General features: G+C 62.7%; 23 protein-coding genes and 1 pseudogene. 8 read left to right on the forward strand and 16 right to left on the reverse strand.

Annotated features, from left to right (window positions below):
• Positions 1-53 precede the first annotated feature (53 nt).
• The 7 genes from ACZ9GA_RS30810 to ACZ9GA_RS30840 form a co-directional block, all read right to left on the reverse strand.
• On the reverse strand, positions 54-884 hold the full coding sequence (locus tag ACZ9GA_RS30810) for an amidohydrolase family protein (protein ID WP_457358383.1): 831 nt from the start codon (positions 882-884) through the stop codon (positions 54-56).
• Positions 885-891: 7 nt separating this feature from the next.
• The gene (locus ACZ9GA_RS30815) at positions 892-2,256 is read right to left on the reverse strand and encodes an MFS transporter (RefSeq protein WP_457363613.1); all 1,365 of its coding nucleotides are present in this window, start codon (positions 2,254-2,256) and stop codon (positions 892-894) included.
• Between the two features lie 167 nt (positions 2,257-2,423).
• The gene (locus ACZ9GA_RS30820) at positions 2,424-2,684 is read right to left on the reverse strand and encodes a hypothetical protein (RefSeq protein ID WP_457358381.1); all 261 of its coding nucleotides are present in this window, start codon (positions 2,682-2,684) and stop codon (positions 2,424-2,426) included.
• A 344-nt stretch (positions 2,685-3,028) separates the two neighbouring features.
• On the reverse strand, positions 3,029-3,472 hold the full coding sequence (locus ACZ9GA_RS30825; protein WP_457358379.1) for a thioesterase family protein: 444 nt from the start codon (positions 3,470-3,472) through the stop codon (positions 3,029-3,031).
• Complete coding sequence (locus ACZ9GA_RS30830; RefSeq protein WP_457358377.1) at positions 3,469-4,434, reverse strand: L-carnitine dehydrogenase; 966 nt, start codon at positions 4,432-4,434, stop codon at positions 3,469-3,471. The genes ACZ9GA_RS30825 and ACZ9GA_RS30830 overlap by 4 nt, the downstream gene beginning before the upstream one ends.
• Before the next feature lie 9 nt (positions 4,435-4,443).
• A complete protein-coding gene (gene cdhC / locus ACZ9GA_RS30835; protein WP_457358375.1) occupies positions 4,444-5,331 on the reverse strand; it encodes a 3-dehydrocarnitine:acetyl-CoA trimethylamine transferase CdhC in 888 nt (295 codons plus the stop codon).
• A 166-nt stretch (positions 5,332-5,497) separates the two neighbouring features.
• Positions 5,498-6,442 carry a choline ABC transporter substrate-binding protein gene (locus tag ACZ9GA_RS30840; protein ID WP_457358374.1) on the reverse strand — a complete coding sequence of 315 codons (945 nt, stop codon included), beginning with the start codon at positions 6,440-6,442 and terminating at the stop codon, positions 5,498-5,500.
• Between the two features lie 167 nt (positions 6,443-6,609).
• On the opposite strand from ACZ9GA_RS30840, the pseudogene ACZ9GA_RS30845 reads away from it, so the two are divergent.
• A pseudogene (locus tag ACZ9GA_RS30845) lies at positions 6,610-7,585 on the forward strand (GlxA family transcriptional regulator).
• On the opposite strand, the gene ACZ9GA_RS30850 reads toward ACZ9GA_RS30845, so the two are convergent.
• From ACZ9GA_RS30850 to ACZ9GA_RS30875, 6 genes are all read right to left on the reverse strand, one after another.
• On the reverse strand, positions 7,575-8,381 hold the full coding sequence (locus tag ACZ9GA_RS30850) for a hypothetical protein (RefSeq protein WP_457358371.1): 807 nt from the start codon (positions 8,379-8,381) through the stop codon (positions 7,575-7,577). The pseudogene ACZ9GA_RS30845 and the gene ACZ9GA_RS30850 sit on opposite strands and share 11 nt — an antisense overlap.
• A 58-nt stretch (positions 8,382-8,439) precedes the next feature.
• A complete protein-coding gene (locus tag ACZ9GA_RS30855; RefSeq protein ID WP_457358369.1) occupies positions 8,440-9,030 on the reverse strand; it encodes a hypothetical protein in 591 nt (196 codons plus the stop codon).
• 27 nt (positions 9,031-9,057) lie between these two features.
• Positions 9,058-9,885, reverse strand: a complete 828-nt coding sequence (locus tag ACZ9GA_RS30860) for a hypothetical protein (protein ID WP_457358368.1) — start codon at positions 9,883-9,885, stop codon at positions 9,058-9,060.
• Between the two features lie 159 nt (positions 9,886-10,044).
• On the reverse strand, positions 10,045-10,464 hold the full coding sequence (locus tag ACZ9GA_RS30865; RefSeq protein ID WP_457358366.1) for a DUF3010 family protein: 420 nt from the start codon (positions 10,462-10,464) through the stop codon (positions 10,045-10,047).
• Positions 10,465-10,488: 24 nt separating this feature from the next.
• Positions 10,489-10,914 carry a lysozyme inhibitor LprI family protein gene (locus tag ACZ9GA_RS30870; RefSeq protein ID WP_455922067.1) on the reverse strand — a complete coding sequence of 142 codons (426 nt, stop codon included), beginning with the start codon at positions 10,912-10,914 and terminating at the stop codon, positions 10,489-10,491.
• 48 nt (positions 10,915-10,962) lie between these two features.
• Positions 10,963-11,253, reverse strand: coding sequence for a hypothetical protein (locus tag ACZ9GA_RS30875; protein ID WP_457358364.1), 291 nt, complete (start codon positions 11,251-11,253; stop codon positions 10,963-10,965).
• Between the two features lie 493 nt (positions 11,254-11,746).
• On the opposite strand from ACZ9GA_RS30875, the gene ACZ9GA_RS30880 reads away from it, so the two are divergent.
• The 6 genes from ACZ9GA_RS30880 (at position 11,747) to etfB (ending at position 19,488) form a co-directional block, all read left to right on the forward strand.
• Positions 11,747-12,724: a dipeptidase gene (locus tag ACZ9GA_RS30880; RefSeq protein ID WP_027980257.1), complete on the forward strand. Its 978-nt coding sequence runs from the start codon at positions 11,747-11,749 to the stop codon at positions 12,722-12,724.
• A gap of 51 nt (positions 12,725-12,775) precedes the next feature.
• Complete coding sequence (locus ACZ9GA_RS30885) at positions 12,776-13,306, forward strand: DUF5943 domain-containing protein (RefSeq protein ID WP_027980258.1); 531 nt, start codon at positions 12,776-12,778, stop codon at positions 13,304-13,306.
• Between the two features lie 15 nt (positions 13,307-13,321).
• On the forward strand, positions 13,322-15,382 hold the full coding sequence (dgcA, locus tag ACZ9GA_RS30890) for a dimethylglycine demethylation protein DgcA (protein ID WP_457358362.1): 2,061 nt from the start codon (positions 13,322-13,324) through the stop codon (positions 15,380-15,382).
• 161 nt (positions 15,383-15,543) lie between these two features.
• A complete protein-coding gene (dgcB, locus tag ACZ9GA_RS30895) occupies positions 15,544-17,490 on the forward strand; it encodes a dimethylglycine demethylation protein DgcB (protein WP_457358360.1) in 1,947 nt (648 codons plus the stop codon).
• The gene (gene etfA, locus ACZ9GA_RS30900) at positions 17,490-18,710 is read left to right on the forward strand and encodes an electron transfer flavoprotein subunit alpha (protein WP_457358358.1); all 1,221 of its coding nucleotides are present in this window, start codon (positions 17,490-17,492) and stop codon (positions 18,708-18,710) included. The genes dgcB and etfA overlap by 1 nt, the downstream gene beginning before the upstream one ends.
• A gap of 7 nt (positions 18,711-18,717) precedes the next feature.
• Positions 18,718-19,488 (forward strand): electron transfer flavoprotein subunit beta, encoded by a 771-nt coding sequence (gene etfB, locus ACZ9GA_RS30905; protein ID WP_457358356.1) that lies wholly within the window; start codon positions 18,718-18,720, stop codon positions 19,486-19,488.
• Positions 19,489-19,692: 204 nt separating this feature from the next.
• Here etfB and ACZ9GA_RS30910 read toward each other — a convergent pair whose 3' ends face one another.
• Both ACZ9GA_RS30910 and gbcA read right to left on the reverse strand, forming a co-directional pair.
• Positions 19,693-20,130: a hypothetical protein gene (locus ACZ9GA_RS30910; protein WP_457358354.1), complete on the reverse strand. Its 438-nt coding sequence runs from the start codon at positions 20,128-20,130 to the stop codon at positions 19,693-19,695.
• A gap of 160 nt (positions 20,131-20,290) precedes the next feature.
• Positions 20,291-21,586: a glycine-betaine demethylase subunit GbcA gene (gbcA, locus tag ACZ9GA_RS30915; protein WP_457358353.1), complete on the reverse strand. Its 1,296-nt coding sequence runs from the start codon at positions 21,584-21,586 to the stop codon at positions 20,291-20,293.
• 284 nt (positions 21,587-21,870) lie between these two features.
• Between gbcA and gbcB the strand changes: the two genes are divergently transcribed.
• Positions 21,871-22,971, forward strand: coding sequence for a glycine-betaine demethylase subunit GbcB (gene gbcB, locus ACZ9GA_RS30920; RefSeq protein ID WP_027980265.1), 1,101 nt, complete (start codon positions 21,871-21,873; stop codon positions 22,969-22,971).
• Positions 22,972-23,175: 204 nt separating this feature from the next.
• Here the strand turns inward: gbcB and ACZ9GA_RS30925 are convergent, their stop codons facing one another.
• Positions 23,176-24,870, reverse strand: coding sequence for a methyl-accepting chemotaxis protein (locus ACZ9GA_RS30925; protein ID WP_476227495.1), 1,695 nt, complete (start codon positions 24,868-24,870; stop codon positions 23,176-23,178).
• Positions 24,871-25,056 lie beyond the last annotated feature (186 nt).

Genomic DNA, 25,056 nt, shown 5'->3' on the forward strand with positions numbered 1-25,056 from the left:
TGGGAGCAAAGCTTGCTCGCGATGAGGTCAGCAGCAACACAGCAAAATCCAGATCAATCAGTAAAGCCAAACACCCGCTTCGGCGTGCTCCACAGAATCTGCTCAAGCACCTTCTCATCCGGGAACAACCGTTCCACCAGCATCAGCAACGTGCCGATATCCATCCGCTCACCCGCCCGCAAGAACGGCCAGTCCGAGCCCCACATGCAGTTCTGCGCGCCAAACGCCTCCAGCAACGCCACCTGATAAGGCTGCCCATCGGCCCACGGATACTGCTGCCGGGAAAACTTCGACAACCCCGACAGCTTCACACACGTACGTTCCTGCCCCGCCAGCGACAGCAACGCCTTGAACGCCGCCTGGTCCAGCCCCGCCGTTACGTCCGGGCGGCCGCTGTGGTCGATCAGCAACGGTGTGGTCGTGCGTTTCAGCAGCGGCATCAAGTCCGGCAATTGATCATCCATCACCTGCACCTGGGCAAACAGCTCCAGCTCGGCCAGGCGCCCCATCAGCCCATCCACCGCCACGAACGGCGCAGTGCCGAGCATGGCAACGTTGAAGGCGATGCCCACCACGCCTTGTTCCTTGAGCGCTGCCAGCTCATCGCTGCCGATGGTCAACGGCACAACGGCAATGCCCTTGGAGCGCCCCGGGTGTTCGGCCAGCGCGGCCAGCAGGCAGCGGTTGTCGGTGTTGTAGGCCGAAGTAGGGCCCACGATCAGCGAGTGGCGAATGTTGTACGCCTGCATCACCGCGTCGTAATGCAGCGAGGTGCCCAGTTCGTGCCCCTCGGGGCGATATTGGGTATCGGCCACGTAGGGGAACTGCGCCGGGTCGAAGATGTGGTGGTGGCAGTCGATCTTGGGTTGCGTCAGTACACTCATGGATCACTCATCGAATAGGTGCTTCAAGCAGGCGCCGAGCGCGCTCGAGCGGTGGAGCCACTACGGCGTTGCGGTGATTGACGATGGCCAGCGCCGCGAACAGGGCAGGAATCGACAGCACGATAAAGATACTGCTGGTACCGGGAAAGGCGCCCAGCAACAGCCCGCCCAGCGAGGAGCTGATGATAGCGCCGCTGCGGCCGATGCCGTGCATCCAGCTGACGCCGGTGGCGCGCATTTCGGTGGGGTAGAAGGTGGGCGAGAAAGCCTGCAGGCCGGTCTGTGCGCCGTTCACGCACATGCCGCTGACGAACACCAGCATGCCCAGCACGGTAGGGCCGAAACCGAAGATGCCTTCGGCCAGCAGGCAGCACATGCCCATCAGGTAGAAGGCGCCGATGACTTTCTTGCGCGCCTGGAAGTGGTCCATCAGGCTGCCCACCAGCAGGCCGCCCAGGGTGCCGCCCAGCTGGAACAGGCCGGCGGTGATCGCGGCTTTTTCCAGGCTCAGGCCGCCGGCGCGCATGATGGTGGGCAGCCAGCCGTTGAGCAGGTAAATCACGAACAGGCCCATGAAGTACGTCAGCCAGAGCATCAGCGTGCCATGGGCGTAGCCGTTGGAGAACAGCTTGAACACTTGGGCTTTCTTGTCCAGGGCCGGGGTTTTGAGGGTGAAGCGCGTACCGGCGGCAAACACACCGCCCATGCGCCGCAGGATGTCGCCGATGCTGCTCTGGGTGTGGTTGCGCACCACCATGTACAGGGCCGATTCAGGCAGCAGCCACACCAGCAGCGGCAGCACCACCAGCGGGCAGAGACCGCCCAGCAGCAGTACCGATTTCCAGCCGCCCACGGGCAACAGGGCGGCCGCGACGAAGCCGCCGGCGCCGGAGCCGATATTGAAGCCGCAGTACATCAGGGTGATGAGCAGGCCGCGACGGCGCTCGGGCATGTATTCCGAGACCAGGGTCACGCAGTTGGGCATCACCGCACCCAGGCCAAGGCCAGTGAGGAAGCGCAGCAGGGCCATTTCATAGGGGTTGCGGGCAAAGGTGCACATCACGCTGAACAACGCGAAGCAGAAGATCGACACCAGCAGCACGCGCTTGCGGCCCAGGCGGTCGGAATAGGGGCCTGCCACCAGCGCGCCCAGGGCCACGCCGAACATCGCCGCGCCCAGGATCAGGCCCATCTGCGCCGGGGCCAGGCCCCAGTCCTGCGCCAGGGCGGGGGCAATGAAACCCATGACCGCGGCGTCGTAGCCGTCGAACAGGATGATCAGGGAGCACAGTGCCAGGACGAGCCACTGGTAGGGGGAAATGGCACGTGAATCGATCCACGCCTTGACGTCAACTGCAGGGCTGTTGTTCATCGGCATACACTCTCTTTCTTGTCATGGCGCCGGGGCGCTGTAAGAAAGAAGGTACGACTGGATCCACCGGCCGTCTGCCGCGAAACGGTTATGCGGGTATGTGTTTTGTTTATGTCGCGCCGTAGGCGAGGCGTCTGGCCCGCGGCTTGCGGGCCAGCAACAGGTTGTCAGGCACGCGATTGCTGGTACTGGGCCAGTGCGGGCAGCAGTTGCTTGTCGATGGCCTGGCGCACGGCCGGCAGGATGGTGGCGCTGCCGGTCAGCAACTGCTCGACCATGTTGCGCAGGGCCTTGGCGCGGGCTTCGCTCAGGCCGCGCACGGCGTATTCACAGGCTTGCTCGGCGCTGGCGCCTGCGGGCATTTCGAAGCCCAGGGCCTTGAGGTGGCCAAGCAGGTCATCCTGGTCGATCAGATCCACGTGCATCATGAGGCGAGTCCTTTTGTTAGGGGCTTTGGCCGATTCTGTAAGGGCCCGGGCAGCGCGGCAAGGGGTGATCGTCGCCGTGGCCGCGGTGGGCATGAGCGTGTCGTTTTCGGCTAAATCGCCGGCGGGTTGGCAGGGCACACTGGCGTCGGCTTCCAGCGTGCGGGTTTGGTCACCTTCGTCACGCTGATCGCAGTTCCCTGCGCCCCGATCCGGATACGGCTGGATCGGGGCTTTTTTTGTCTGTGAGGGCCTCATCGCGAGCAAGCTTTGCTCCCACAGTGTTGAACCGAATACAGGTGCATGCCTCACCACTGTGGGAGCAAAGCTTGCTCGCGATGAGGCCCTCACAGGGTGATGCTGCGGCCTATGTTGATAGGTTGCTCATCGGCCTGCCCCGCCTGCAACCGCTCAAGGCACTGCACCGTCGCCTCGCTGAACGGCGTCGACCTGGGCCCCGCCAGGTCCACGTGCAGCAACATCTGTTCAGTGGTAGCCAACGGCTGTCCATCGGCACCGGCATGCAGGCTGTGATACAGGTGCAGCCGCTTGCGGTCATGACCGATTACCCGCGTATGTACCTGCACCTGCGTCCCCAGCTTCACCTCATGCAAATAGTTGAGGTGGCATTCCAGAGTAAACAATGAGCGCTGGTCGCGCGCCGGGTCCACGCCGATCTCGGCCATGAACGCATCGGTGGCATAGCTGAAGATCAGCAGGTAGAAGGCATCACGCAGGTGCCCGTTGTAGTCCACCCATTCTTCCAGCACCGGGGTGCGGTAGCTGATCATTCGCTGAACTCCATGCCATGTCTGGCCTTGGTCACGCGCACCGCTTCCAGCACCGCCAGCAGGCAATCATCGCGATAGCGCTCAAGCGCGCTGATGCTGCGGCTGCCCAGTTGGTCGCTGGTGCCATCGACTACATCGTCGATCAGTTTGTCGGTCAGTTCCGGGGCTGGCAGGTAGGTCCAGGGCAGCTTCAGGGCCGGGCCAAACTGGCTCATGAAATGGCGCATGCCGGCGTCGCCACCCGCCAGGGTGTAGGTCAGGAAGGTACCCATGAACGACCAGCGCAGGCCGGCACCGAAGCGGATGGCGTCGTCGATTTCACCCGTGGTCGCCACGCCGTCGTTGACCAGGTGCAGGGCCTCGCGCCACAGGGCTTCGAGCAGGCGGTCGGCAATGAAACCGGGCACTTCCTTGCGCACGTGCAGGGGGCGCATGCCCAGGGATTGATACACCTGGATAGCCGCCTGCACCGCTTGGGGCGCCGTTTGCCGGCCACCTACCACTTCCACCAGCGGCAGCAGGTAGACAGGGTTGAACGGGTGGCCGACCACGCAGCGTTCGGGGTGGCTGGCGCCTTCGTAGAACTCGCTGGGCAGCAGGCCCGAGGTGCTGGAGGCGATCAGGGCGTCGGGTTTGGCGGCGGCGCTGATCTTGGCGTGCAGGTCGAGCTTGAGTTCCAGGCGCTCAGGTGCGCTTTCCTGGATGAAATCCGCGTTGCGCACGCAGGCTTCGATGGTGTCGACGAATTGCAGGCGCTCTTGCGATGCGCCTGCGGCCAGGCCGCTTTGTACCAACGCCGGCCAGGCGTTGGCCACGCGCTTGCGCAACGCCGCTTCGGCACCCGGCGCCGGGTCCCAGGCCACTACATCCAGGCCGTGGGCCAGGGCACGGGCTACCCAGCCGCTGCCGATGACACCGCTGCCCAGTGCGGCGAAGGTCTTGATCTCGGTGATGAAGGTCATGGCAATTCCTTAAGTGCGACGGGTCAGGTTCATCTTGGCGCGGCCCTCGGCGGGGGTCAGCACGCGGGCGCCCAGGCGGGTGAGGATTTCGCTGGCGCGTTCCACCAGTTGGCCATTGCTGGCGAGCACACCCTTTTCCAGCCACAGGTTGTCCTCAAGGCCCACGCGCACGTTGCCGCCCAGCAGCACCGCCTGCGCCGCCATGGGCATCTGCATGCGGCCGATGCCGAAACCGGCCCACACGGCGTCTGTCGGCAGGTTGTCGACCATGGCCTTCATGGTGGTGGTGTCGGCGGGCGCGCCCCAGGGGATGCCCAGGCACAGCTGGAACAGCGGGTCATGCAGCAGGCCTTCCTTGATCATCTGCTTGGCGAACCACAGGTGGCCGGTGTCGAAGATCTCCAACTCGGCCTTCACGCCCAGTTCGGTGATGCGTTTGGCGCCCGCGCGCAGCTGCGCCGGGGTGGAGACGTAAATGGTGTCGCCGTCGCCGAAATTAAGGGTGCCGCAGTCCAGGGTGCAGATCTCCGGCAGCAGTGCTTCCACGTGCGCCAGGCGGGTCAGCGGGCCGACCAGGTCGGTGTTGGGGCCGAACTCCATGGGCGACTCGCCCGGGCCGATTTCAAGGTCGCCGCCCATGCCTGCAGTAAGGTTGACGATGATGTCGATGTCGGCCTCGCGGATGCGCTCCATCACTTCGCGGTACAGGGCCACGTCGCGGCTGAATTTGCCGGTGTCTGGATCGCGCACGTGGCAGTGCACCACGGTGGCGCCGGCCTTGGCGGCTTCCACGGCAGCTGCCGCGATCTGTTTCGGGGTGATGGGCACCAGGTGGCTTTTGCCGGTGGTGTCGCCGGCGCCGGTGAGGGCGCAGGTGATGATCACGTCGTGGTTCATGCTGTCTCCTTGAATTTCAGGCGCACGTTTCCCTGGGACTACCCCGTGGGAGCGGGCTCTGCCCGCGAAAAGCACACCGCGCCTTACAGCACATGCGCGGTGTCCGATTCGCGGGTAGAACCCGCTCCCACAAAGCCGGTCGTTCCCAAGGTTTGAGTAGGGTTGTTTAGGGATTGGTGGTCAGTTGCAGGTTCTGTTCAGCCGGCTTGCCGTCGAAGGTGGTCACGCCCGACAGCCAGCGTTTCTGGTCCTCGGGGTGGGCCTTGAGCCAGGCCTTGGCCGACTCCAGGGCGTCCTTGTGGTCCAGCAGCGGCTGCATCATGCGGCTCTCGTCTTCGGCGCTGTAGGTCAGGTTGGTCAGCAGCTTGCCCACGTTGGGGCAGCGGCTGGCGTAGTCCGGCGCGGTGACGGTCCATACGGTGGCCATGCCTTCATTCGGGCCCAGGGCGTCCTGGCTGCCGGAGAGGTAGGTCATCTTCAGGTTGACGTTCATGGGGTGCGGCGCCCAGCCGAAGAACACGATCGCTTCGTTACGCTGTGTGGCGCGCGTCACCGCCGAGAGCATGCCGGCCTCGCTGGACTCCACCAGCTGGAAGCCACCCAGGCCGAACTGGTTCTTGGCGATCATTTCCTTGATCTGCTTGTTGGCCCCGGAGCCGGGCTCGATGCCGTAGATCTTGCCGCCCAGTTCCTTCTTGAATTTGGCGATGTCGGAGAAGCTTTTCAGGCCTTTGTCCGCCAGGTACGTGGGCACGGCCAGGGTGGCGCGGGCGTCCTTGAGGCTGGGCTCGGCCAGCACTTTCACCTGGTTCTGGTCCACGAAAGGGGTGATGGTCTGCGTCATCAGCGGGTTCCAGTAGCCCAGGAACAAGTCCAGGCGCTGGTCACGGATGCCGGCGAAGATAATTTGCTGGGAGGCGCTGGTCTGCTTGGTCTGGTAGCCCAGGCCGTCGAGCAGCACCTGGGTCATGGCGCTGGTGGCCATCACGTCGGTCCAGTTGACCACGCCCAGGCGCACGTTCTTGCAGCTTTCGGGGTCGGCGGCCTGCGCGGCCGGCAGCATCGCGGTACTGGTGAGCATCAGCAGACAGCAGCTGATCAGTCTTTTCATGATGGCTCCTCTCGCGGCAGTTTCTAGTTATTGGGGGGGAGGGTGTCTGCGCACCCTGGACAACAAGGTAGCCCTTGCGGGCAGGGGAAATTCGCACTGCGGCGACCTGCACTTGCACTGCGGCGACCTGCGGCGTATTAACGAGGCTTCCCTGCACGAGCGCGGCCATGTCCCAGGACTATTACTTCCTCTTGCTACCCGGCTTTTCCGCCATCGGCTTCATCTCGGCGGTGGAGCCTTTGCGTGTGGCCCAACCGCTTTCGCGGTGAGCTGTATCGCTGGCACGTGCTGAGCCTGGACGGTGGGCCGGTGTTGGCCAGCAACGGCATGTCGGTGAACGCCGATGCGGCGCTGGAGCCACTGGGGCCTGGCGCCACGCTGCTGATCGTTGCCGGGTTCGAACCACTAAAGGCGTTCACCCCAACGCTGCACCAATGGCTGCGTCGCCTTGATCACAATGGCGTCACGCTGGGTGGTATCGATACGGGGGCTTTTGTGCTGGCCAAGGCCGGCCTGCTCGATGGTTACCGCGTGACCCTGCACTGGGAAGCGCTGGAGGCGTTCAAGGAAACGTATCCACACCTGCAGGCCACTCAGGAACTGTTCGAGATCGACCGGCGGCGCATCACCTCGGCCGGCGGCACCGCCTCCATCGATCTGATGCTGGACCTGATCGGTCACGCCCACGGCAGCGCACTGGCCGTCGAGGTGTCGGAGCAGTTCGTGGTAGGGCGCATCCGCCCACGCAAAGACCATCAGCGCATGCAGATCGCGTCGCGCTATGGCGTCAGCAATCGCAAGCTGGTGCAGGTAATTGGCGACATGGAGCAGCACACCGAGCCGCCGCTGAGCACCCTGGCGCTGGCGCAAAGCATCGGCGTGACCCGACGGCAGTTGGAGCGGCTGTTCAAGTTGCACCTCAACGACACGCCCAGTGCGTTCTATCTGGGGCTGCGCCTGGAAAAGGCCCGCCAGCTGTTACGGCAGACGGGCATGAGTGTGCTGCAGGTCAGCATTGCCTGCGGGTTTGAGTCGGCGTCGTACTTTACCCGCAGTTATCGGGTGCGGTTTGCGCGGTGCCCACGGGAGGAGCGGCGCAGGGAGCAGCCAGGTGAGTCGTCATCGCTCAGGGTCAACGTCTGACGGATGCGTTAAAGTTCTCGGCAATATCCGAGTATCCCGTCAGCGCAAGTTCGTCCATGCACAACTTGATGGTGGGTAACCGGGTCTGGTACAGCTGTTCATCCAGACTGTGCCGTGAGGCTCTGCCCTGAAAGGTCATGTCATGGCTGCCGCTAAAGAAGTCGACCACGTTGCGTAACTTGCCCCAGTCGCGTTCGCTGCCGCTTTGTGTCGCCAGGCTGGTAAAGACCAGAGTAGGGTTACCCCGGCCATCACCCTTCACCGGCAGCATTTGGAAACTGGCTGTTTTCTCATGGGTGGGGGAATGAAAGCGTTTCATTGAAGCGCTATTACCTTCGATCGCCCGCAAGTGATGGGCCATGAACTCACCCATTTCAGTTTCCTTGACCTCGTGCAACAACGCGAAGGTAACGCTGGCAATGGTGTTCCGGCCAACCCAGTGATCTTTTTGCGTTTGAATGGTTTGATTGACCATTGGCCAGCCCGAAATGGTCATGAACTTCGCGTATCGCTCGGCCCAGGCCGGTTCGTCCGGTTTTGCCCTTGAGCTGGCGTAGTAGTGCGCCAGGTACGTGCAGTTGAGTGCTGCCTCGCACTCGTCGTCCGGAAGCCCGCTTTGCAACGCCGTGACCTTGCCCTTGCCGACCAGCACCACGTCGCGCTCCTTGGCGCTGTGGCCCAGGGTGCTGGTTGCGAGGCGTGTTGTGCGGGGCAGCACAGGTTGCTCCCTCAAGGCTTTTCGCAGTTCCTCGAAAATATAATCGCCCTCTTCCTTGCTCGCAGGTTCGATTCTCATGATGCGCTCCTTGCGCCCCGATCCGGTCCGGCCGGATCGGGGCGACTTGGCAGTGGTGTCAAAGGGTTTTCAAGTGCCGTTTGATGTCGTCATCAACGTCATCCGCCAATTTCAGCGAAGCGTTCCAAAACATTGGCAGTATTTCGAAGTGCCTGAATGACACTCGACAATCCTGTGTATCCACGGCAATCACATAGGCGGAGCGCTTGGACGTCACCGTCACCACCTCAAGGTGCGACGGTGCTGGTTTGGCCACTTCAGCGTCCTTGTCACTGGGCGCTGTTGGTGGGAGTGTTCGCAGCGCTTCAAAGTAAACATTGAGCAGGCTTGCGGCCATGGGTTGAAGGCTGTCGGGCAAACAACTGCGCACCGCATTGCGCATCATCACTTGCGATTGTTCCAGGCCGTTGGTATCAACGCCCCCGGAGGCGGTTGTGTCGCGTTGGCTGCGGATTGCCCAATAAAGCTCCTCATAAGCAAGAAGCTTGGTGTTTACCCAAGGTTCGAGTGATGACTGCATGGCGTCATCGGCCAGAAGCTGTGTATAGCCGACAGCGCGCAGCAGTGCTTTTTCCTGCGAACTGTCTGGCGACCGCAAGGCGATAGCCGTTCGATAATGCAAGTAAGTCTTGAATTCCGAGATATCCATGTGTGGCGGCTCCAGGTTTTCGAGACCTTACTTTGGCTTGCGTTTCAGCTTGAATTTCTCGTGGAAGCCACTGACCAGATAGTCATCCAGCTCATCCTTGATTTTGTTTTCGTTCCTTTTGTAGATGTCCAGGATCATCCCCAGTTTCTGTGCGTTCCCCCACACGCGAACATCAGAGTTGTTCCAGGAGACGAACAGAATTTTGCCCATGTTCTTCTTGGTCGAACAGTAAACCGAGTTGAGTAATATCATCGGCGAGCCGTTGGACAGCTCGCCGCCGGGGATCAGTTGGAAACTGCCGTTATTCTCTTTGGCACTTTCCTTGTGGAACAGGCCGATGGCTTTTTTGCTTTCCTTGAGGCCTTCGAGGCCTGCCTTGATCGACGCCATCAACACAGCCCCAGCGGCGCCGGGGCCAGCCGCTGCGGCCAGCATTTTAAGGGCTATCTGGTCGACATCCACCGACGTATTGTTTGTCTGCTGTTCCTTGAACTGAAAAGACGTCATGTTCCAACCCATGAACGTCATCGCCTCGGTGTACGCCGTATACCATTCCTTGAGATCCTTCTCTTTGTTGGGGTATTCGCCGTTCGCCCAGATTTGTGCATAGAACGTCGAATACTGTACTGCTTCAAGCGCCAGGTTAGACATCTTCGGCTCGAGCGTTACAACCGAATCGCCCAGCACCACACCATGTTCTTCGCCTTCTGCAGGCTTGAAGTCGGCGTCGTCATCGTCCGGCAGTGTTCGAGTCGAGAACCCGGGTGCAGCGTGCTTATAGGCGGGTAAGCGCATCGCGTGAAATCGGCGTGCGCGTTCTGCATCAGACAAGTTTTGCAGGTCAATGTTAAACATCGTCACTCTCCAATGATTGTTGTCGCCCGGTTGGGCGAGCGGAGAGTGTCGATAATTGAAGAGGGGCGCAGCAGTTGGAACTTGTACCTGCTCGGGCAAAACACTCATTCGCTTAAGAAGTGAGTGTCCTGATCGAGTATTAATGCAGTGGCCGGGGGATCAGCTTCGTTTGAGCAACACTGCACAAGCGGCCTTGAATGCATCATGCTGATACTTATTCAGCGAAGTGGGCAGCTCAATGCCATGCTTCTTCGCCTGCGCATTGATAGTCTGCGGCGACACCAGTTCCACCTCACAGTTTTCCAGCAACTGCAAAATGCCTTCAATCTTGAAGGTCACTGGCCCCCCGGCGAACTCGCCCTTCTTGCTGCGTTTCTTGATCGCCAGATGGGTAATGCCATTTTCGGCAATCAATGCCGCCGCCTGACGAGCGAAGGCCTTGACCTGTGCGGCATCGTCATCGTCCTCCAGCGCCAGTTTCTTCAGGGGCAGTGGCAGGTGGGCCAGTGCTCCGCCTTCAACGCTGGCCAGGGCGAAGATGGCTTCGCTGGCCTTGATGTCGATACCGCAGATTTTCATGGGATGCCTTGGGTTGGGAGGGGGTTATTGCTCGGGCACGTCGCCTTCATCGCCTGGGTTGGCCAGGGTTTGCAGGTATTCAGACCGCTCGTCGCTCTTCTGCGCGATGCAGTCGTCCTGGGCGGTGGTGAACTCCGGGGTGCCCGGCTTGGCCTCGAAGGTCTCGATGGCGCAGTCGGCGTCGCGGGTCTTTTCCCACTGAGCCTGGGCGGCAGTGATCAAGTCTTTCATTTTGGCCTGCTTGGCCGGTTCGCCGCTGAAGTTGGTCTTGGCGCGGTCGAGCAGGTCTTTGAAGGCGTCCTTGAGTTCGCTTTCGGCGGTTTTCTTGTTGTACGCCGAGCAGGCCAGGCTGGCCTTGCTGTCGTCAACGTTGTCGCAAGGGGTAGGGCCGTCTTCGGCCGCGTGGGCACCCAGGGAAGCCAACGCCAGTACCAGTAACCAAGATTTCATGTGCGAGACCCCCGCCAAGATGTGCAGAACAATGGCGGGGATTTTGGCTTACGCCGGGGCTAAAGAACAGGGGGCAACAGGTGAAACCCTACCGTGGAGCAGGGCATTGATGACCCCGCGGGCCATTTCCAGCTGATGCAACAGGGCCAGCGCCAGGCCGTGGGCGGTATCCCCAGGGCTTTCAGTAAGCTCGTAAGCGCAGGCCTCGGCGCCTTTGAGCAGCACGGTGACGTGGGCCAGGGCGTCTTCGCCGTTGAAGCCGGGTGTAATGGTAAATAGGGGGAGGTTGTGAGTGTCGACGGGGCCGAAGGTGGCGGTACCGATTGTTTGTTCTTTCATCAGCTATCTCTCAAATCAAGGCTGGCACCTTCCTTCTCACGGGAGAGGTGGCAGCTGTTCGCGGGGTGAGAAACCGGGAGATAGATCCGGCCAGGCAAAAGCCTGCCCGCGAGCAGCTGCCATTACGGCTGCCCCAGGATCTATCTCCGGGTTCTCACGCCCGGCCGTCAGGTTTGACGACCGCCGGAGGGTAGCATTGCCCCTTGAGATGACCGTGTCAGGCATTTCCGATCATACAGTAGTCTTGGTCTGGTTCTGGAGCGGCGGCGCCTGCTTCCCGAGCTTCGCCCGGTCCCACAAAGGGAGGCGGGGGGCTGCGAGCCCTTGTGGGACCGGGCGAAGCTCGGGAAGGCAGCACCACAAATCCCCCCGTTGACGCTTTCAACAACCCCCCTGTCGTTTTTGCATCCGGATGCTTCTGCGCGCAGGCATATGCTGGCCCCAAAGCGCCGGCAGACGTTTCGGCGCGTGATTAACCAAAGGGGACAGCCTGATGAGCCCAGCCGAACTGCACGCCGACAGCATCGTTATCGATGGCTTGATCATCGCCAAATGGAACCGCGAGCTGTTCGAGGACATGCGCAAAGGCGGCCTGACCATGGCCAACTGCACCGTTTCGGTGTGGGAAGGCTTCCAGGCCACCATCGACAGCATCTGCAAAAGCCAGAAGCTGATGCGCGAGAACAGCGACCTGGTGATGCCCGTGCGCACCACCGCCGACATCCGCAAGGCGAAAGAGCTGGGCAAGACCGGCATCCTGTTCGGCTTCCAGAACGCCCACGCCTACGAAGACCAGATCGGCTACGTGGAAGTGTTCAAGCAACTGGGCGTGGGCATTGTGCAGATGTGCTACAACACCCAGAACCTGGTGGGCACCGGCTGTTACGAGCGCGACGGCGGCCTGTCGGGTTTCGGCCGCGAGATCGTCGCCGAGATGAACCGCGTAGGCGTGATGTGCGACCTGTCCCACGTCGGCTCCAAGACCTCCGAAGAGGTGATCCTCGAATCCAAGAAGCCGGTGTGCTACTCCCACTGCCTGCCGTCCGGGCTCAAGGAGCACCCGCGCAACAAGTCCGATGAAGAACTGAAGTTCATCGCCGACCACGGCGGTTTCGTTGGCGTGACCATGTTTGCGCCGTTTTTGGCCAAGGGCATCGAGTCGACCATCGACGACTACGCCGAAGCCATCGAATACACCATGAACATCGTCGGCGAAGACTCCATCGGCATCGGCACCGACTTTACCCAGGGCCATGGCCAGGACTTCTTCGAATACCTGACCCACGACAAGGGCTACGCCCGTCGCCTGACCAACTTCGGCAAGATCATCAACCCGCTGGGCATCCGCACCGTGGGCGAGTTCCCGAATCTGACCGAAACCCTGCTCAAGCGCGGCCACAGCGAACGCGTGGTGCGCAAGATCATGGGCGAAAACTGGGTCAACGTATTGAAGGACGTGTGGGGCGAATAACGCCTTAACCCGCCTCACCCCCTTATTTCAAATTTCTGGAGTTAAGTTTCCATGGCCAAGATCGCCCCGCAATTGCCAATCGAAGTCGACAGCGAAACCGGTGTCTGGACCTCCGACGCCCTGCCGATGCTGTACGTGCCGCGCCATTTCTTCGTCAACAACCACATGGGCATCGAGGAAGTGCTGGGCGCCGACGCCTATGCCGAGATCCTCTACAAGGCGGGCTACAAATCGGCCTGGCACTGGTGCGAGAAGGAAGCCGAATGCCATGGCCTGGAAGGCGTGGCGGTGTTCGAGCACTACATGAAGCGTCTGTCGCAACGCGGCTGGGGCCTGTTCAAGATCCAGGACATCGACCTGGAAAAGGGCACCGCCAGCGTCAAGCTTGAGCACTCCTGCTTTGTGTACGTGTACGGCAAGGTCGGCCGCAAGGTGGATTACATGTTCACCGGCTGGTTCGCCGGCGCCATGGACCAGATTCTGGCTGCCAAGGGCAGCGCCATCCGCACCGTCGCCGAACAGGTATACGGCGGTTCGGAAGAAGGCCACGAAGATGGCCTGTTCACCGTCAAGCCGTTGTAAGTCGAGGAAACCGTCATGGCTTTCGAAGCGATGTTCCAGCCGATCCAGATCGGCAAGTTGACGATCCGCAACCGCGTGCTCAGCACTGCGCACGCCGAGGTCTACGCCACCGATGGCGGCATGACCACTGATCGTTACGTCAAATACTACGAAGAGAAAGCCAAGGGCGGCATCGGCCTGGCGATCTGCGGCGGCTCCTCCAGCGTGGCCATCGACAGCCCGCAAGGCTGGTGGAAGTCGGTGAACCTGGCCACCGACAAGATCATCCCGCACTTCCAGAACCTGGCCGACGCCATGCACAAGCATGGCGCCAAGATCATGATCCAGATTACCCACATGGGCCGCCGCTCGCGCTGGGACGGCGAGCACTGGCCCACGCTGATGTCGCCGTCGGGCATCCGCGAGCCGGTGCACCGTGCCACCTGCAAAACCATCGAGCCCGAGGAAATCTGGCGCGTGATCGGCAACTACGCCAGCGCTGCGGCGCGGGCCAAGGCCGGCGGCCTGGATGGCGTGGAACTGTCGGCGGTGCACCAGCACATGATCGACCAGTTCTGGAGCCCGCGGGTCAACAAGCGCACCGACGAATGGGGCGGCAGCTTTGAGAACCGCATGCGCTTCGGCCTGGAAGTGATCAAGGCCGTGCGCAAGGAAGTGGGCCCGGACTTCTGCGTGGGCCTGCGTATCTGCGGCGACGAATTCCACCCCGATGGCCTCAGCCACGAGGACATGAAGCAGATCGCCAAGTACTACGACGACACCGGCATGATCGACTTCATCGGTGTGGTGGGCTCGGGTTGCGACACCCACAACACCCTGGCCAACGTTATCCCCAACATGAGTTATCCACCGGAGCCGTTCCTGCACCTGGCCGCCGGTATCAAGGAAGTGGTCAAGGCGCCGGTGCTGCACGCGCAGAACATCAAGGACCCCAACCAGGCCACGCGCATTCTGGAAGGCGGCTACGTGGACATGGTCGGCATGACCCGTGCGCACATCGCCGACCCGCACCTGATCGCCAAGATCAAGATGGGCCAGGTGGACCAGATCAAGCAGTGCGTGGGCGCCAACTACTGCATCGACCGCCAATACCAGGGCCTGGACGTGCTGTGCATCCAGAACGCCGCCACTTCGCGTGAATACATGGGCGTGCCGCACATCATCGAGAAATCCACCGGGCCCAAACGCAAGGTGGTGGTGGTCGGTGCCGGCCCTGCGGGCATGGAAGCGGCGCGCGTGTCGGCCGAACGTGGCCATGACGTGACGCTGTTCGAGAAGAAAGATTTCATTGGCGGGCAGATCACCACGGCATCGAAAGCGCCGCAGCGTGACCAGATCGCCGGCATTACCCGCTGGTTCCAGCTGGAACTGGCACGTTTGAAAGTCGACCTGCGCCTGGGCACTGCCGCTGATGCGGCCACCATTCGCGACCTGCGCCCCGACGTGGTGGTGCTGGCGGTGGGCGGCCACCCGTTCCTGGAGCAGAACGAGCACTGGGGCGCGGAAGAAGGCCTGGTGGTCAGCAGTTGGGACGTGCTGGACGGCAAGGTGGCACCGGGCAAGAACGTGCTGGTGTACGACACCATCTGCGAGTTCACCGGCATGTCGGTGGCCGACTACCTGGCCGACAAGGGCGCCCAGGTGGAGATCGTCACCGACGACATCAAGCCGGGCGTGGCGATTGGCGGTACCTCGTTCCCCACCTACTACCGCAGCATGTACCCCAAAGAAGTGATCATGACCGGCGACTTCATGCTGGAAAAGGTCTACCGCGAGGGCGACAAGCTGGTGGCGGTGCTGGAGAACGAATACACCGGGGCCAAGGAGGAGCGCGTGGTGGATCAGGTGGTGGTGGAGAACGGCGTGCGTCCGGACGAGAAGCTCTATTACGAGCTGAAGCAGGAGTCGCGCAACAAGGGCCAGATGGACATCGAGGCGCTGTTCGCCATCCAGCCGCAGCCGGCATTGAGCCAGGCGGGGGACGGGTACCTGCTGTATCGCATCGGCGACTGCGTGGCCCAGCGCAACACCCATGCGGCGATCTATGACGCTCTGCGCCTGTGCAAGGACTTCTGAGCCACCCTGACGCTTGAATTCCTGTGGGAATGGATTGTGTGGGAGCGGGCTCTGCCCGCGAAGCAGCCACCGCGGTGCTTGATTCGCGGGCAGAGCCCGCTCCCACAGGATCTGCGTTGGCATCCCTTTATTCGAGACCTCAGGGTCTTTAGGGGCTTCACATGTTGAACACTATCCTCCCCATCCTGCTATTCGCCGCCCTGGCCCTCGGCGTGCTCGGCGCCGTGCGCCGCGTGCGCCTGTGGCGCCAGGGCCGCCCGGCCGCCGTGGACCTGCTCGGCGGCCTGCTGGCCATGCCGCGCCGCTACATGGTCGACCTGCACCACGTGGTGGCCCGCGACAAATACATCGCCAACACCCACGTGGCCACCGCCGGTGGCGCGGTGCTGTCCATCGTCCTGGCGATCCTGGTGCACGGTTTCGGCCTGCATAACCGCCTCCTCGGTTACGCCCTGCTGCTGGCTACCGTGATCATGTTCGTCGGCGCCGTGTTCGTCTTCAAACGCCGGCTCAACCCGCCTGCACGGCTGTCGAAAGGCCCGTGGATGCGCCTGCCGAAAAGCCTGCTGGCGTTTTCGGCCAGTTTCTTCCTGCTGACCTTGCCGGTGGCCGGCATTCTGCCTGCCGACTTCGGTGGCTGGGTGTTGGCCGCCATCCTGGCGGTGGGCGTGCTGTGGGGCGTGTCCGAGCTTTTCTTCGGCATGACCTGGGGCGGGCCCATGAAGCACGCCTTCGCCGGTGCCCTGCACCTGGCCTGGCACCGCCGCGCCGAGCGCTTTGGCGGTGGCCGTTCCACCGGCCTCAAACCGCTGAACCTGGCCGACCGGGCCGCGCCGCTGGGCGTGGAGAAACCCAAGGACTTCACCTGGAACCAATTGCTGGGCTTCGACGCTTGCGTGCAGTGCGGCAAGTGCGAAGCCGCCTGCCCGGCCTTTGCGGCTGGCCAGCCGCTGAACCCCAAAAAGCTGATTCAGGACATGGTCGTGGGCCTGGCCGGTGGCACTGACGCCAAGTTCGCCGGCAGCCCGTACCCCGGCAAGCCAATCGGTGAGCACGGCGGCAACCCGCACCAGCCGATCGTCAACGGCCTGGTGGACGCCGAAACCCTGTGGTCGTGCACCACCTGCCGCGCCTGCGTGGAAGAGTGCCCGATGATGATCGAGCACGTGGACGCCATCGTCGACATGCGCCGCCACCTCACCCTGGAAAAGGGCGCCACGCCGAACAAGGGCGCCGAGGTGCTGGACAACCTGATCGCCACCGACAACCCGGGCGGCTTCAACCCCGGCGGGCGGATGAACTGGGCGGCCGACCTCAACCTCAACCTGTTCAGCGAGAAAAAGACCGCCGACGTGCTGTTCTGGGTCGGCGACGGCGCCTTCGACATGCGCAACCAGCGCACCCTGCGCGCTTTTGTCAAAGTGCTGAAAGCCGCCAAGGTCGACTTCGCCGTGCTGGGCCTGGAAGAACGCGACAGCGGTGACGTGGCCCGCCGCCTGGGCGACGAAGCGACGTTCCAGATGCTGGCCAAGCGCAATATCCAGACCCTCAGCAAATACAGCTTCAAGCGCATCGTCACTTGCGACCCGCACAGCTTCCACGTGCTGAAAAACGAATACGGCGCCTTCGACGGCAACTACCTGGTGCAGCACCACAGCACCTACATGGCCGAACTGGTGACTGAGGGCCTGCTCAACTTGGGCCAGCACAAGGGCGGCAGCGTGACCTATCACGACCCGTGCTACCTGGGCCGCTACAACGGCGAGTACCAGGCCCCGCGTGATGTGCTGAAGGCGCTGGGTATTGAAGTGCGCGAAATGCAGCGTTCCGGCTTCCGTTCCCGTTGCTGCGGCGGCGGTGGTGGCGCGCCGATCACCGACATCCCCGGCAAGCAGCGCATCCCCGACATGCGTATGGACGATATCCGCGAAACCCAGGCCGAACTGGTGGCCGTCGGTTGTCCACAATGCACCGCCATGCTCGAAGGCGTTGTCGAACCCCGCCCCCTGATCAAGGACATCGCCGAACTGGTGGCTGATGCGCTGGTGGAAGAAGTAGTGGCGGTAAAGCCGCCAGCGGTTAAACGTATCCCTGCGGAGGTGCATTGATGAGCGACATTATCCGCCGCGACCCGCGGGCCGAGAGGATCGCCCGCAACCGCCTGCACCCGCTGCACGCGGCCATGCAGCCGGTGCTGGCTTCGTGGATGGGGCCTGCCGGCGTCATCCGCAAGAACCCCCATGCCGTGGGCTTTATCGGCCCCAATGGCATCAAGCGCATTGACCGCAGCGGCGCGCAACAGGGCGGGGCGAGCAAGCGCTCGGCGGCCGTGGAAGTGCTGTTGCCGCTGCATCGGGTCACGGAACCTGCGTTTTACATCGCCGTGGTGCCGGACATGGTCGGTGGCCGCCTGAGCACTCACGACCGCGACCTGCTGGGCCTGGCCCACCAGTTGGCGGGCAGCGACGGCGCGGTAGTGGCCATCGTCTTCGGCGAACACAAGGAGAGCGGCTTTTCCACAGCCGGTGTCGACCGCCTGCTGGAAATCACCGGCGAGGAATACGACGGCTACGCGCCGGAGCAGCGTATCCAGGGCCTGCGGGCTGTGGATAACCAATTCAACCCGCGCCACTGGCTGCTGCCTGACAGCCGCAGCGGTGGCGGCGAACTGGGCCGCCGTTTGGGCGCAAGCCTCGGCGAACGCCCGGCCACGCGGGTATGGCAGATCAAGGACGGCCAGTGCGTGGGCCGTGCCGGTGCCGGTCAGCAGGACATCAGCCGCGCGCTGCCGCGCTTGATCCTGGCCGCTGCCGAATGCGCCGAGCCGGTGGATGAAACCCGCCACGAAGCGCTGCCCGTGCAGTTATCCACAAGCGTGGCGCGCAGCCTGTCGCGCATCGACGATCTGGGCGCGGTGGCCGTGGACCCGGCGGCCATCCCGATGGCCGAGGCCGAGTTCATCTTCTCCGGCGGCAACGGCGTCAAGGACTGGGACCTGTTCCACCGCACTGCCGCCGCCCTGGGCGCCACCGAAGGCGCCTCGCGGGTGGCCGTGGACGATGGCTTCATGACCCGCGACCGCCAGGTCGGCGCCAGCGGCACCTGGGTCACTGCGCGGGTGTACGTGGCTGTGGGTATCTCCGGCGCCATCCAGCATTTGCAGGGCATTGGTGCCTGCGACAAGGTGATCGCCATCAACCTGGACCCTGGCTGCGACATGATCAAGCGGGCCGACCTGTCGGTGATCGGCGAAAGCGCCGAACTGCTCAAGGCCCTGATCGATGCCGTGGACGCCTACCGTAACGAAGCCAAGCGCGATGCCGCCTGAGGTGCACATGAACATGAAAGTCGTCAGCCTGGTATCGATCGGCGCCCACCCCACCTCCGGCCGCAGCCGCCGCGCCGAGCAGGACTCGCGCGCGGTGGAACTGGGGTTGCAGCTGGCTGGGGATAACTTGCAGGTGGTGCATGCCGGCGATGTCGCCGAACCGGCCTTGCGTGCCTACCTGGGCATGGGGCTGGCGCACATGGATGTGCTGGAACAGACGGCGGGCAGCGACGTGCTGCCCGCCCTGGCCGACTACCTGCACGAGGTCGGCGCGCAGCTGGTGCTGGCCGGTACCCAGGCCGAAACCGGCGAAGGGTCGGGCATGTTGCCGTTCCTGCTGGCGGAAAAGCTGGGGTGGCCGTTGGTGACGGGGTTGGCCGAGGTCGAATCCGTGAGCAATGGCGTAGCCCAGGTGCTGCAAGCCCTGCCGCGCGGCCAGCGCCGTCGCCTCAAGGTGCGGCTGCCCATGCTTGCCACTGTGGACAATGCCGCCCCCAAGGCGCGCCAGAGCGCTTACGGGCCGGCCCAGCGCGGGCAGTTTCAGGTGGACCAAGTGGATATCGTCATCGATGACTTATACACAGGTGCCGAACTGACCCCGGCCAAGCCGCGGCCCAAGCGCTTGAAGGTGATCAAGGCCAAGAGTGGTGCCGATCGGATGAAGGCGGCAACGGCCAAGGCCAGTGGTGGGGGCGGGCAGGTGCTCAAGGGTGTGAGCGCCCAGGAAGGCGCGCAGGCGATTCTGAAGCTGCTGATTGAGGAAGGAGTAGTCCGCTGATCCTGTAGCCGCTGCCGCCAGGCTGCGCTGGCCCCCCTATGCACTGGAGATTTCCAGCGAGGCGTGGGGCCAGCGCAGCCTTCGGCAGCGGCTACAGGTAGTTGCCCACAATCCGTGTGGGTGTCCGTGTGGATAAGTTGTTCGTGCATGGCTGCAAGCCACGCCATTCAAGCCCTGCAGCCACATGATCAAATTTTGATCAATCTAAGGAGCTGTTTTCCCGAAGAAAATCGCCGCCTTTTGCCCACAATCCTTGTTGGTGCCTCTGTGGATAATCTGTTCGCCTAACGCTGCAAGCCACGGCCTGCGAGGGTTTGACCCGGTTGGTTGTTTTTTGACCAAAGTAGCCTGAATAAGCCTGCAAAGCAGGTTTTCTGCGGCCTCCAGCAGTTTTCCACAATCCCGAAGCCCACGCGCACGAGTTGCACACAAAGTCTGTTGGCGCTTTTGTGGATAAGGTGTTCGCGCTACGCTGTAGGCCACGTATTCCGTGGCTTGCAGGCGTTTGTACGATTTTTGATCAGTGCGCGTCAGAAAATCATCAACCGGATAAGTCACGGTTTTTTTTGGATTTCTTTCACAGGCGGGCAGCGCTTGCCCACAATTACTGTGGGCCTGGCTGTGGATAAGATGTTGGTGCAAGGCTGCAGGCCCTACTGGGCAAGGGCGCAATCCAATCTGATCATAATTTGATCAGCCAACCCGTAGCCGCTGCCGCAGGCTGCGCTGGCCCCCAGTTACGCTGCAGATCTACAGCGCATATCAGGGCCAGCGCAGCCTGGCGGCAGCGGCTACGGGGCGGTTACTCGTGTACAGCTACGCCCTTCAGGTAAGGCGCCGGCGCCGCGCCCAGGTTGCTCAGCATGCGCTCGCTGTACCAGTCGATGAAGTTCACCACGCCAAACTCGTAGGTCTTGGAGTACGGGCCAGGCTGGTAGGCAGTGGAGTTGATGCCTTTCTGGTTCTCTTCAGCCAGGCGGCGGTCCTGGTCGTTGGTGGCGTCCCATACTTGGCGCATGCGGTCCACGTCGTAGTCCACGCCTTCCACGGCGTCCTTGTGCACCAGCCATTTGGTGGTGACCACGGTTTCCTGGGCGCTGATGGGCCATACGGTGAAGACGATGATGTGGTCGCCCATGCAGTGGTTCCACGAGTGCGGCAGGTGCAGGATGCGCATCGAACCCAGGTCGGGGTTCTGGATGCGGCCCATCAGCTTTTTGCAGCCGACCTTGCCGTCCAGGGTCATGGACACGGTGCCCTTGAGCAGCGGCATGCGCACGATGCGGTTGCGCAGGCCGAAGCTGGCGTGGGCGTAGGGGATTTTCTCGGCTTCCCAGGCGGCGGCGCTGGCGGCCACGTGGTCCTTGAAGGCCTGGTCGGCGCGCGGGTCGGTGACGTCGTCCCACTCCAGCAGGGTTTTCAACAGCTCGGGGTGCGCGCCGCCGCAGTGGTAGCACTCGCGGTTGTTTTCCAGCACCAGCTTCCAGTTGGCCTTTTCCACCAGGGTGGTCTGTATCGCCACCTTGGTGTTCTCCATGTCGTAGGGTTCCATGTAGTGTTCCAGCGTGCGCAGGAACTCGTCGATGGCCGGCGGGTTCTGCGCCAGGCTGATGAAGATGTAGCCGCCGGCCGTCTTCACGTTCACCGGTTTGAGGCCGTACTGCTTCATGTCGAAGTCGGCGCCCATCTCGGTGCCGGCGAACAGCAGGCGGCCGTCCAGCTCGTACGTCCACTGGTGGTAATGGCACACCAGCTTGGCGACCTTGCCCTTTTCGCTGGTGCACAGCCGCGAACCACGGTGACGGCACACGTTATGGAACGCGTGCACCACGCCATCGGCGCCACGCACCACCAGGATCGGGTTCTTGCCGATTTGCAGGGTGATGTAGTTGCCCTTGGTAGGGATCTCGCTGGTCATGCCGGCGATCAGCCATTCCTTTTGGAAGATCTCCTGCATGTCGATGTCGAACAGGCGCTCGTCGTTATAGAACGGCTGGGGCAGCGAAAACGTCCGCTCCCGGGTCTGCAGCATCTCAGCGGTGGCCTTGCGTGCGGGTTCCAGCGGGTCGCCCAGGCTCAGGGTAGCGGTAACGTCCATCGTGTGTGTCCTCATGGCCATCTGTGCGGCCGCGAAAAGTGGCTGATACGGTTTGCAACGCAAGGGTTCATTTACAACGGTTCATTTGCCGTGGAGTGTGCGTCCGCCGCAGCCGCGAACCTTATCCATGGGCGACATGGCCCAATCCATTCCCGACGCGCTAGCCCTTGCACCATGGGGCTGGTCGCCATAAGTATGTGAATGTCGCAGATAGGAAAGTGACAGCGACACGGGCCACGCAGAATCCTCCCCCATGAGGCCGACAGTCGGCCGTGGAGATGAGCATGTCCAACAGCTTCCTGAGCCCCGTAAATACCCAGACATGGGCCAATGGCCGCCATGTGGTCCGTTGCGTCAAGGTCATCCAGGAAACCTGGGACGTGCGCACCTTCTGCTTCATGGCCGACCAGCCGATTCTATTCTTCTTCAAGCCGGGCCAGTTCGTGACCCTGGAGCTGGAGATCGAAGGCGCGCCGGTGATGCGTTCGTACACCATCTCCAGCTCGCCATCGGTACCGTACAGCTTCTCCATCACCATCAAGCGCGTGCCGGGCGGGCGGGTGTCCAACTGGCTGCACGACACCCTGCACGAAGGCCAGGAGCTGGCCGTGCACGGGCCGGTGGGGCTGTTCAACGCCATCGACTTCCCGGCGCCCAAGGTGCTGTACCTCAGCGGCGGCGTGGGCATTACCCCGGTGATGTCCATGGCGCGCTGGTTCTACGACACCAACGCCAACGTCGACATGGTGTTCGTGCACAGCGCCCGTTCACCCAAGGACATCATCTACCACCGCGAGCTGGAACACATGGCGTCGCGCATCGACAACTTCAGCCTGCACATCATTTGCGAGAAGCACGGGCTGGGCGAACCGTGGGCGGGCTATCGCGGTTACCTCAACCACAAGCTGCTGGAGTTGATTGCCTCGGACTTCATGGAGCGCGAGATCTTCTGCTGCGGGCCTACGCCGTACATGAACGCGGTCAAGCGCTTGCTGGAAGCGGCCGGCTACGACATGTCGCGCTACCACGAGGAGTCCTTCGGGGCGACGCCGCCTGAGGCCCGCGCCGACGCGGTGGAGAACGCCGAACAGGCCGCCGAAGCGCCAGAGGTGGATGCCTCCGACCTGCACCAGGTGGAGTTCACTGCGGCGGGCAAGAGCATTCGCGTGGCACCCGGGGAAACCGTGCACGCGGCGGCAGCCAAGCTGGGCCTGATGATTCCCAAGGCCTGCGGCATGGGCATCTGCGGCACCTGCAAGGTGATGAAGCTGGGCGGGGAAGTGGAGATGGAGCACAACGGCGGCATTACCGACGAAGACGTTGCCGATGGCTACATCCTGTCGTGCTGCAGCGTGCCGAAAGGGGATGTGCGGATCGAGTATTGATCCTGGATTAGGGGTGGCCGCTTCCCGAGCTTCGCTCGGTCCCACACCGATCGCGGCAGTTGAATCAATACCATCAAGCGCTTAGCCCTTGGAAGCACAGCAGGATTCCCTGTGCTACCCCAAAGGCTAAGTGCTTTGCCTCCCTGACACCACTGCCGCGATCGGTGTGGGACCGAGCGAAGCTCGGGAAGCAGGCAACGCGGTTTACAGGCTAAAACGCGCCACCATGCTGTTCAAATCCACCGCCAAACGCGACAGCTCGGCACTGGCCGCGGTGGTCTGGTTGGCACCCGTCGCCGACTGCACCGACAGATCACGAATGTTCACCAGGTTACGGTCCACTTCACGGGCCACCTGAGCCTGTTCTTCAGCGGCGCTGGCGATCACCAGGTTGCGCTCGTTGATCTGCACGATGGCACCGTTGATGGTGTCCAGGGCCATGCCAGCGCCCTTGGCGATGTTCAGGGTCGATTCGGCGCGTTCGGTGCTGTTGCGCATCGAGTTCACGGCCTGCTCGGTACCACCCTGGATGCTGCCGATCATGCGTTCGATCTCGGCAGTCGACTGCTGGGTACGATGGGCCAGCGCACGCACTTCATCGGCCACCACGGCAAAACCACGGCCGGCCTCACCGGCACGGGCCGCTTCGATGGCGGCGTTCAGGGCCAGCAGGTTGGTCTGGTCAGCCAGGCCGCGGATCACGTCCAGCACCTTGCCGATGTCACGCGATTCGTTGGCCAGGTTGCCGATCAGTTCGGCAGTGCTTTGCACGTCGGTGCTCATGCGCTCGATGGCGCCCACGGTTTCCTGCACCAGGTCGCGGCCGTCGCTGGCCGAGCTGGTGGCGTCTTTCGAGGCTTCCGAGGTGCTGACCGCGTTGCGGGCCACTTCTTCCACGGCGCTGGTCATTTCGTTGACGGCGGTGGCGGCCTGTTCGATCTCATGGTTCTGCTGGGTCAGGCCACGGGCGCTTTCGTCGGTGACGCTGTTGAGTTCCTCGGCAGCCGAGGCCAGCTGGGTGGCCGAGCCGGAGATGCGCTGCAGGGTGTCACGCAGCTTGTTCTGCATTTTTTCCATGGCCATCAGCAGGCGGGCGGCTTCGTCGCGGCCTTCCACGCGGATCGGGCGGGTGAGGTTGCCCTCGGCGATTTCCTCGGCGGCGTTCAGCGCCTGGTCGATCGGCACCACGATACTGCGGGTCAGCAGCCAGGCAAACAGGAAGGTCAGGGCGGCCGCGATGATCAGCAGGGTGATGACCAGGGTGAAAGCCGAGCTGTATTGGTCGGCCGCGCCCTTGTTCATGTCGGCGGTCTGCTGGGTGTTGATCTCGATCAGCTTGTCCAGGGCGGCGTTGATGCGCGTCGAGTTGTCCTGAAGGTCACCGTTGACCACCTGGCGCAGCGCGTCCACGTCATTGGTGCTGTTGATCGAGCGCATCCGCGCTTCCAGCTGATGGTACTCAACCAGGGCAGTTTTCAGCTGCTCGTAGGCAGCGCGTTCTTCAGGGCCGGCGATCAGCGGCTCGTAGGCAGCCTGGGCCTTGGCGATGAACTGGTTGCGCGAGTCCAGCAGTTGCAGCACTTCGGCCTGGGTCTGGGCGTCGCGGTTGGCCAGCAGGCGGTAGGACAGCACGCGCAGGCGCAGGGTCATCTGGGTGATCTGGCCCAGGTTGGCCAGGCTGGGCAGGGTATTGGTCTCGATGTCCTGGCCCGCCTTGCGGATGTTGCCCATCTGCGACAGGGCGAAGACGCCGAGGATGATCATCAGGGCGCCGATACAGGCGAAACCGGACAGCGCACGGGGCGCGATATTCATGTTGCGTAGGGACATGGCGGGTTCCAGGGTGGGGGACCGCATTCCATGCGGTTTTGGAAGAAACTTGCAGTGCCTATCGGACATTCCGGCCAAGTCTTGAGGGACCTTTTGTCGCACTACCCCCGGCCGTCGGGAACCCGTTGGGCATATGCCGGTCCATCAGGGTCTGTTTCAGGCTAGCCTTGAGACTAGGCCAGGGAGGTCGCCGCAGCGGATTTCATGGTCTGGAGCCCGATAAACCCTGGCCTGCGCGGCGACTTTTCTTTATCG

It is taken from the genome of Pseudomonas sp. TE3644 (assembly GCF_056278815.1).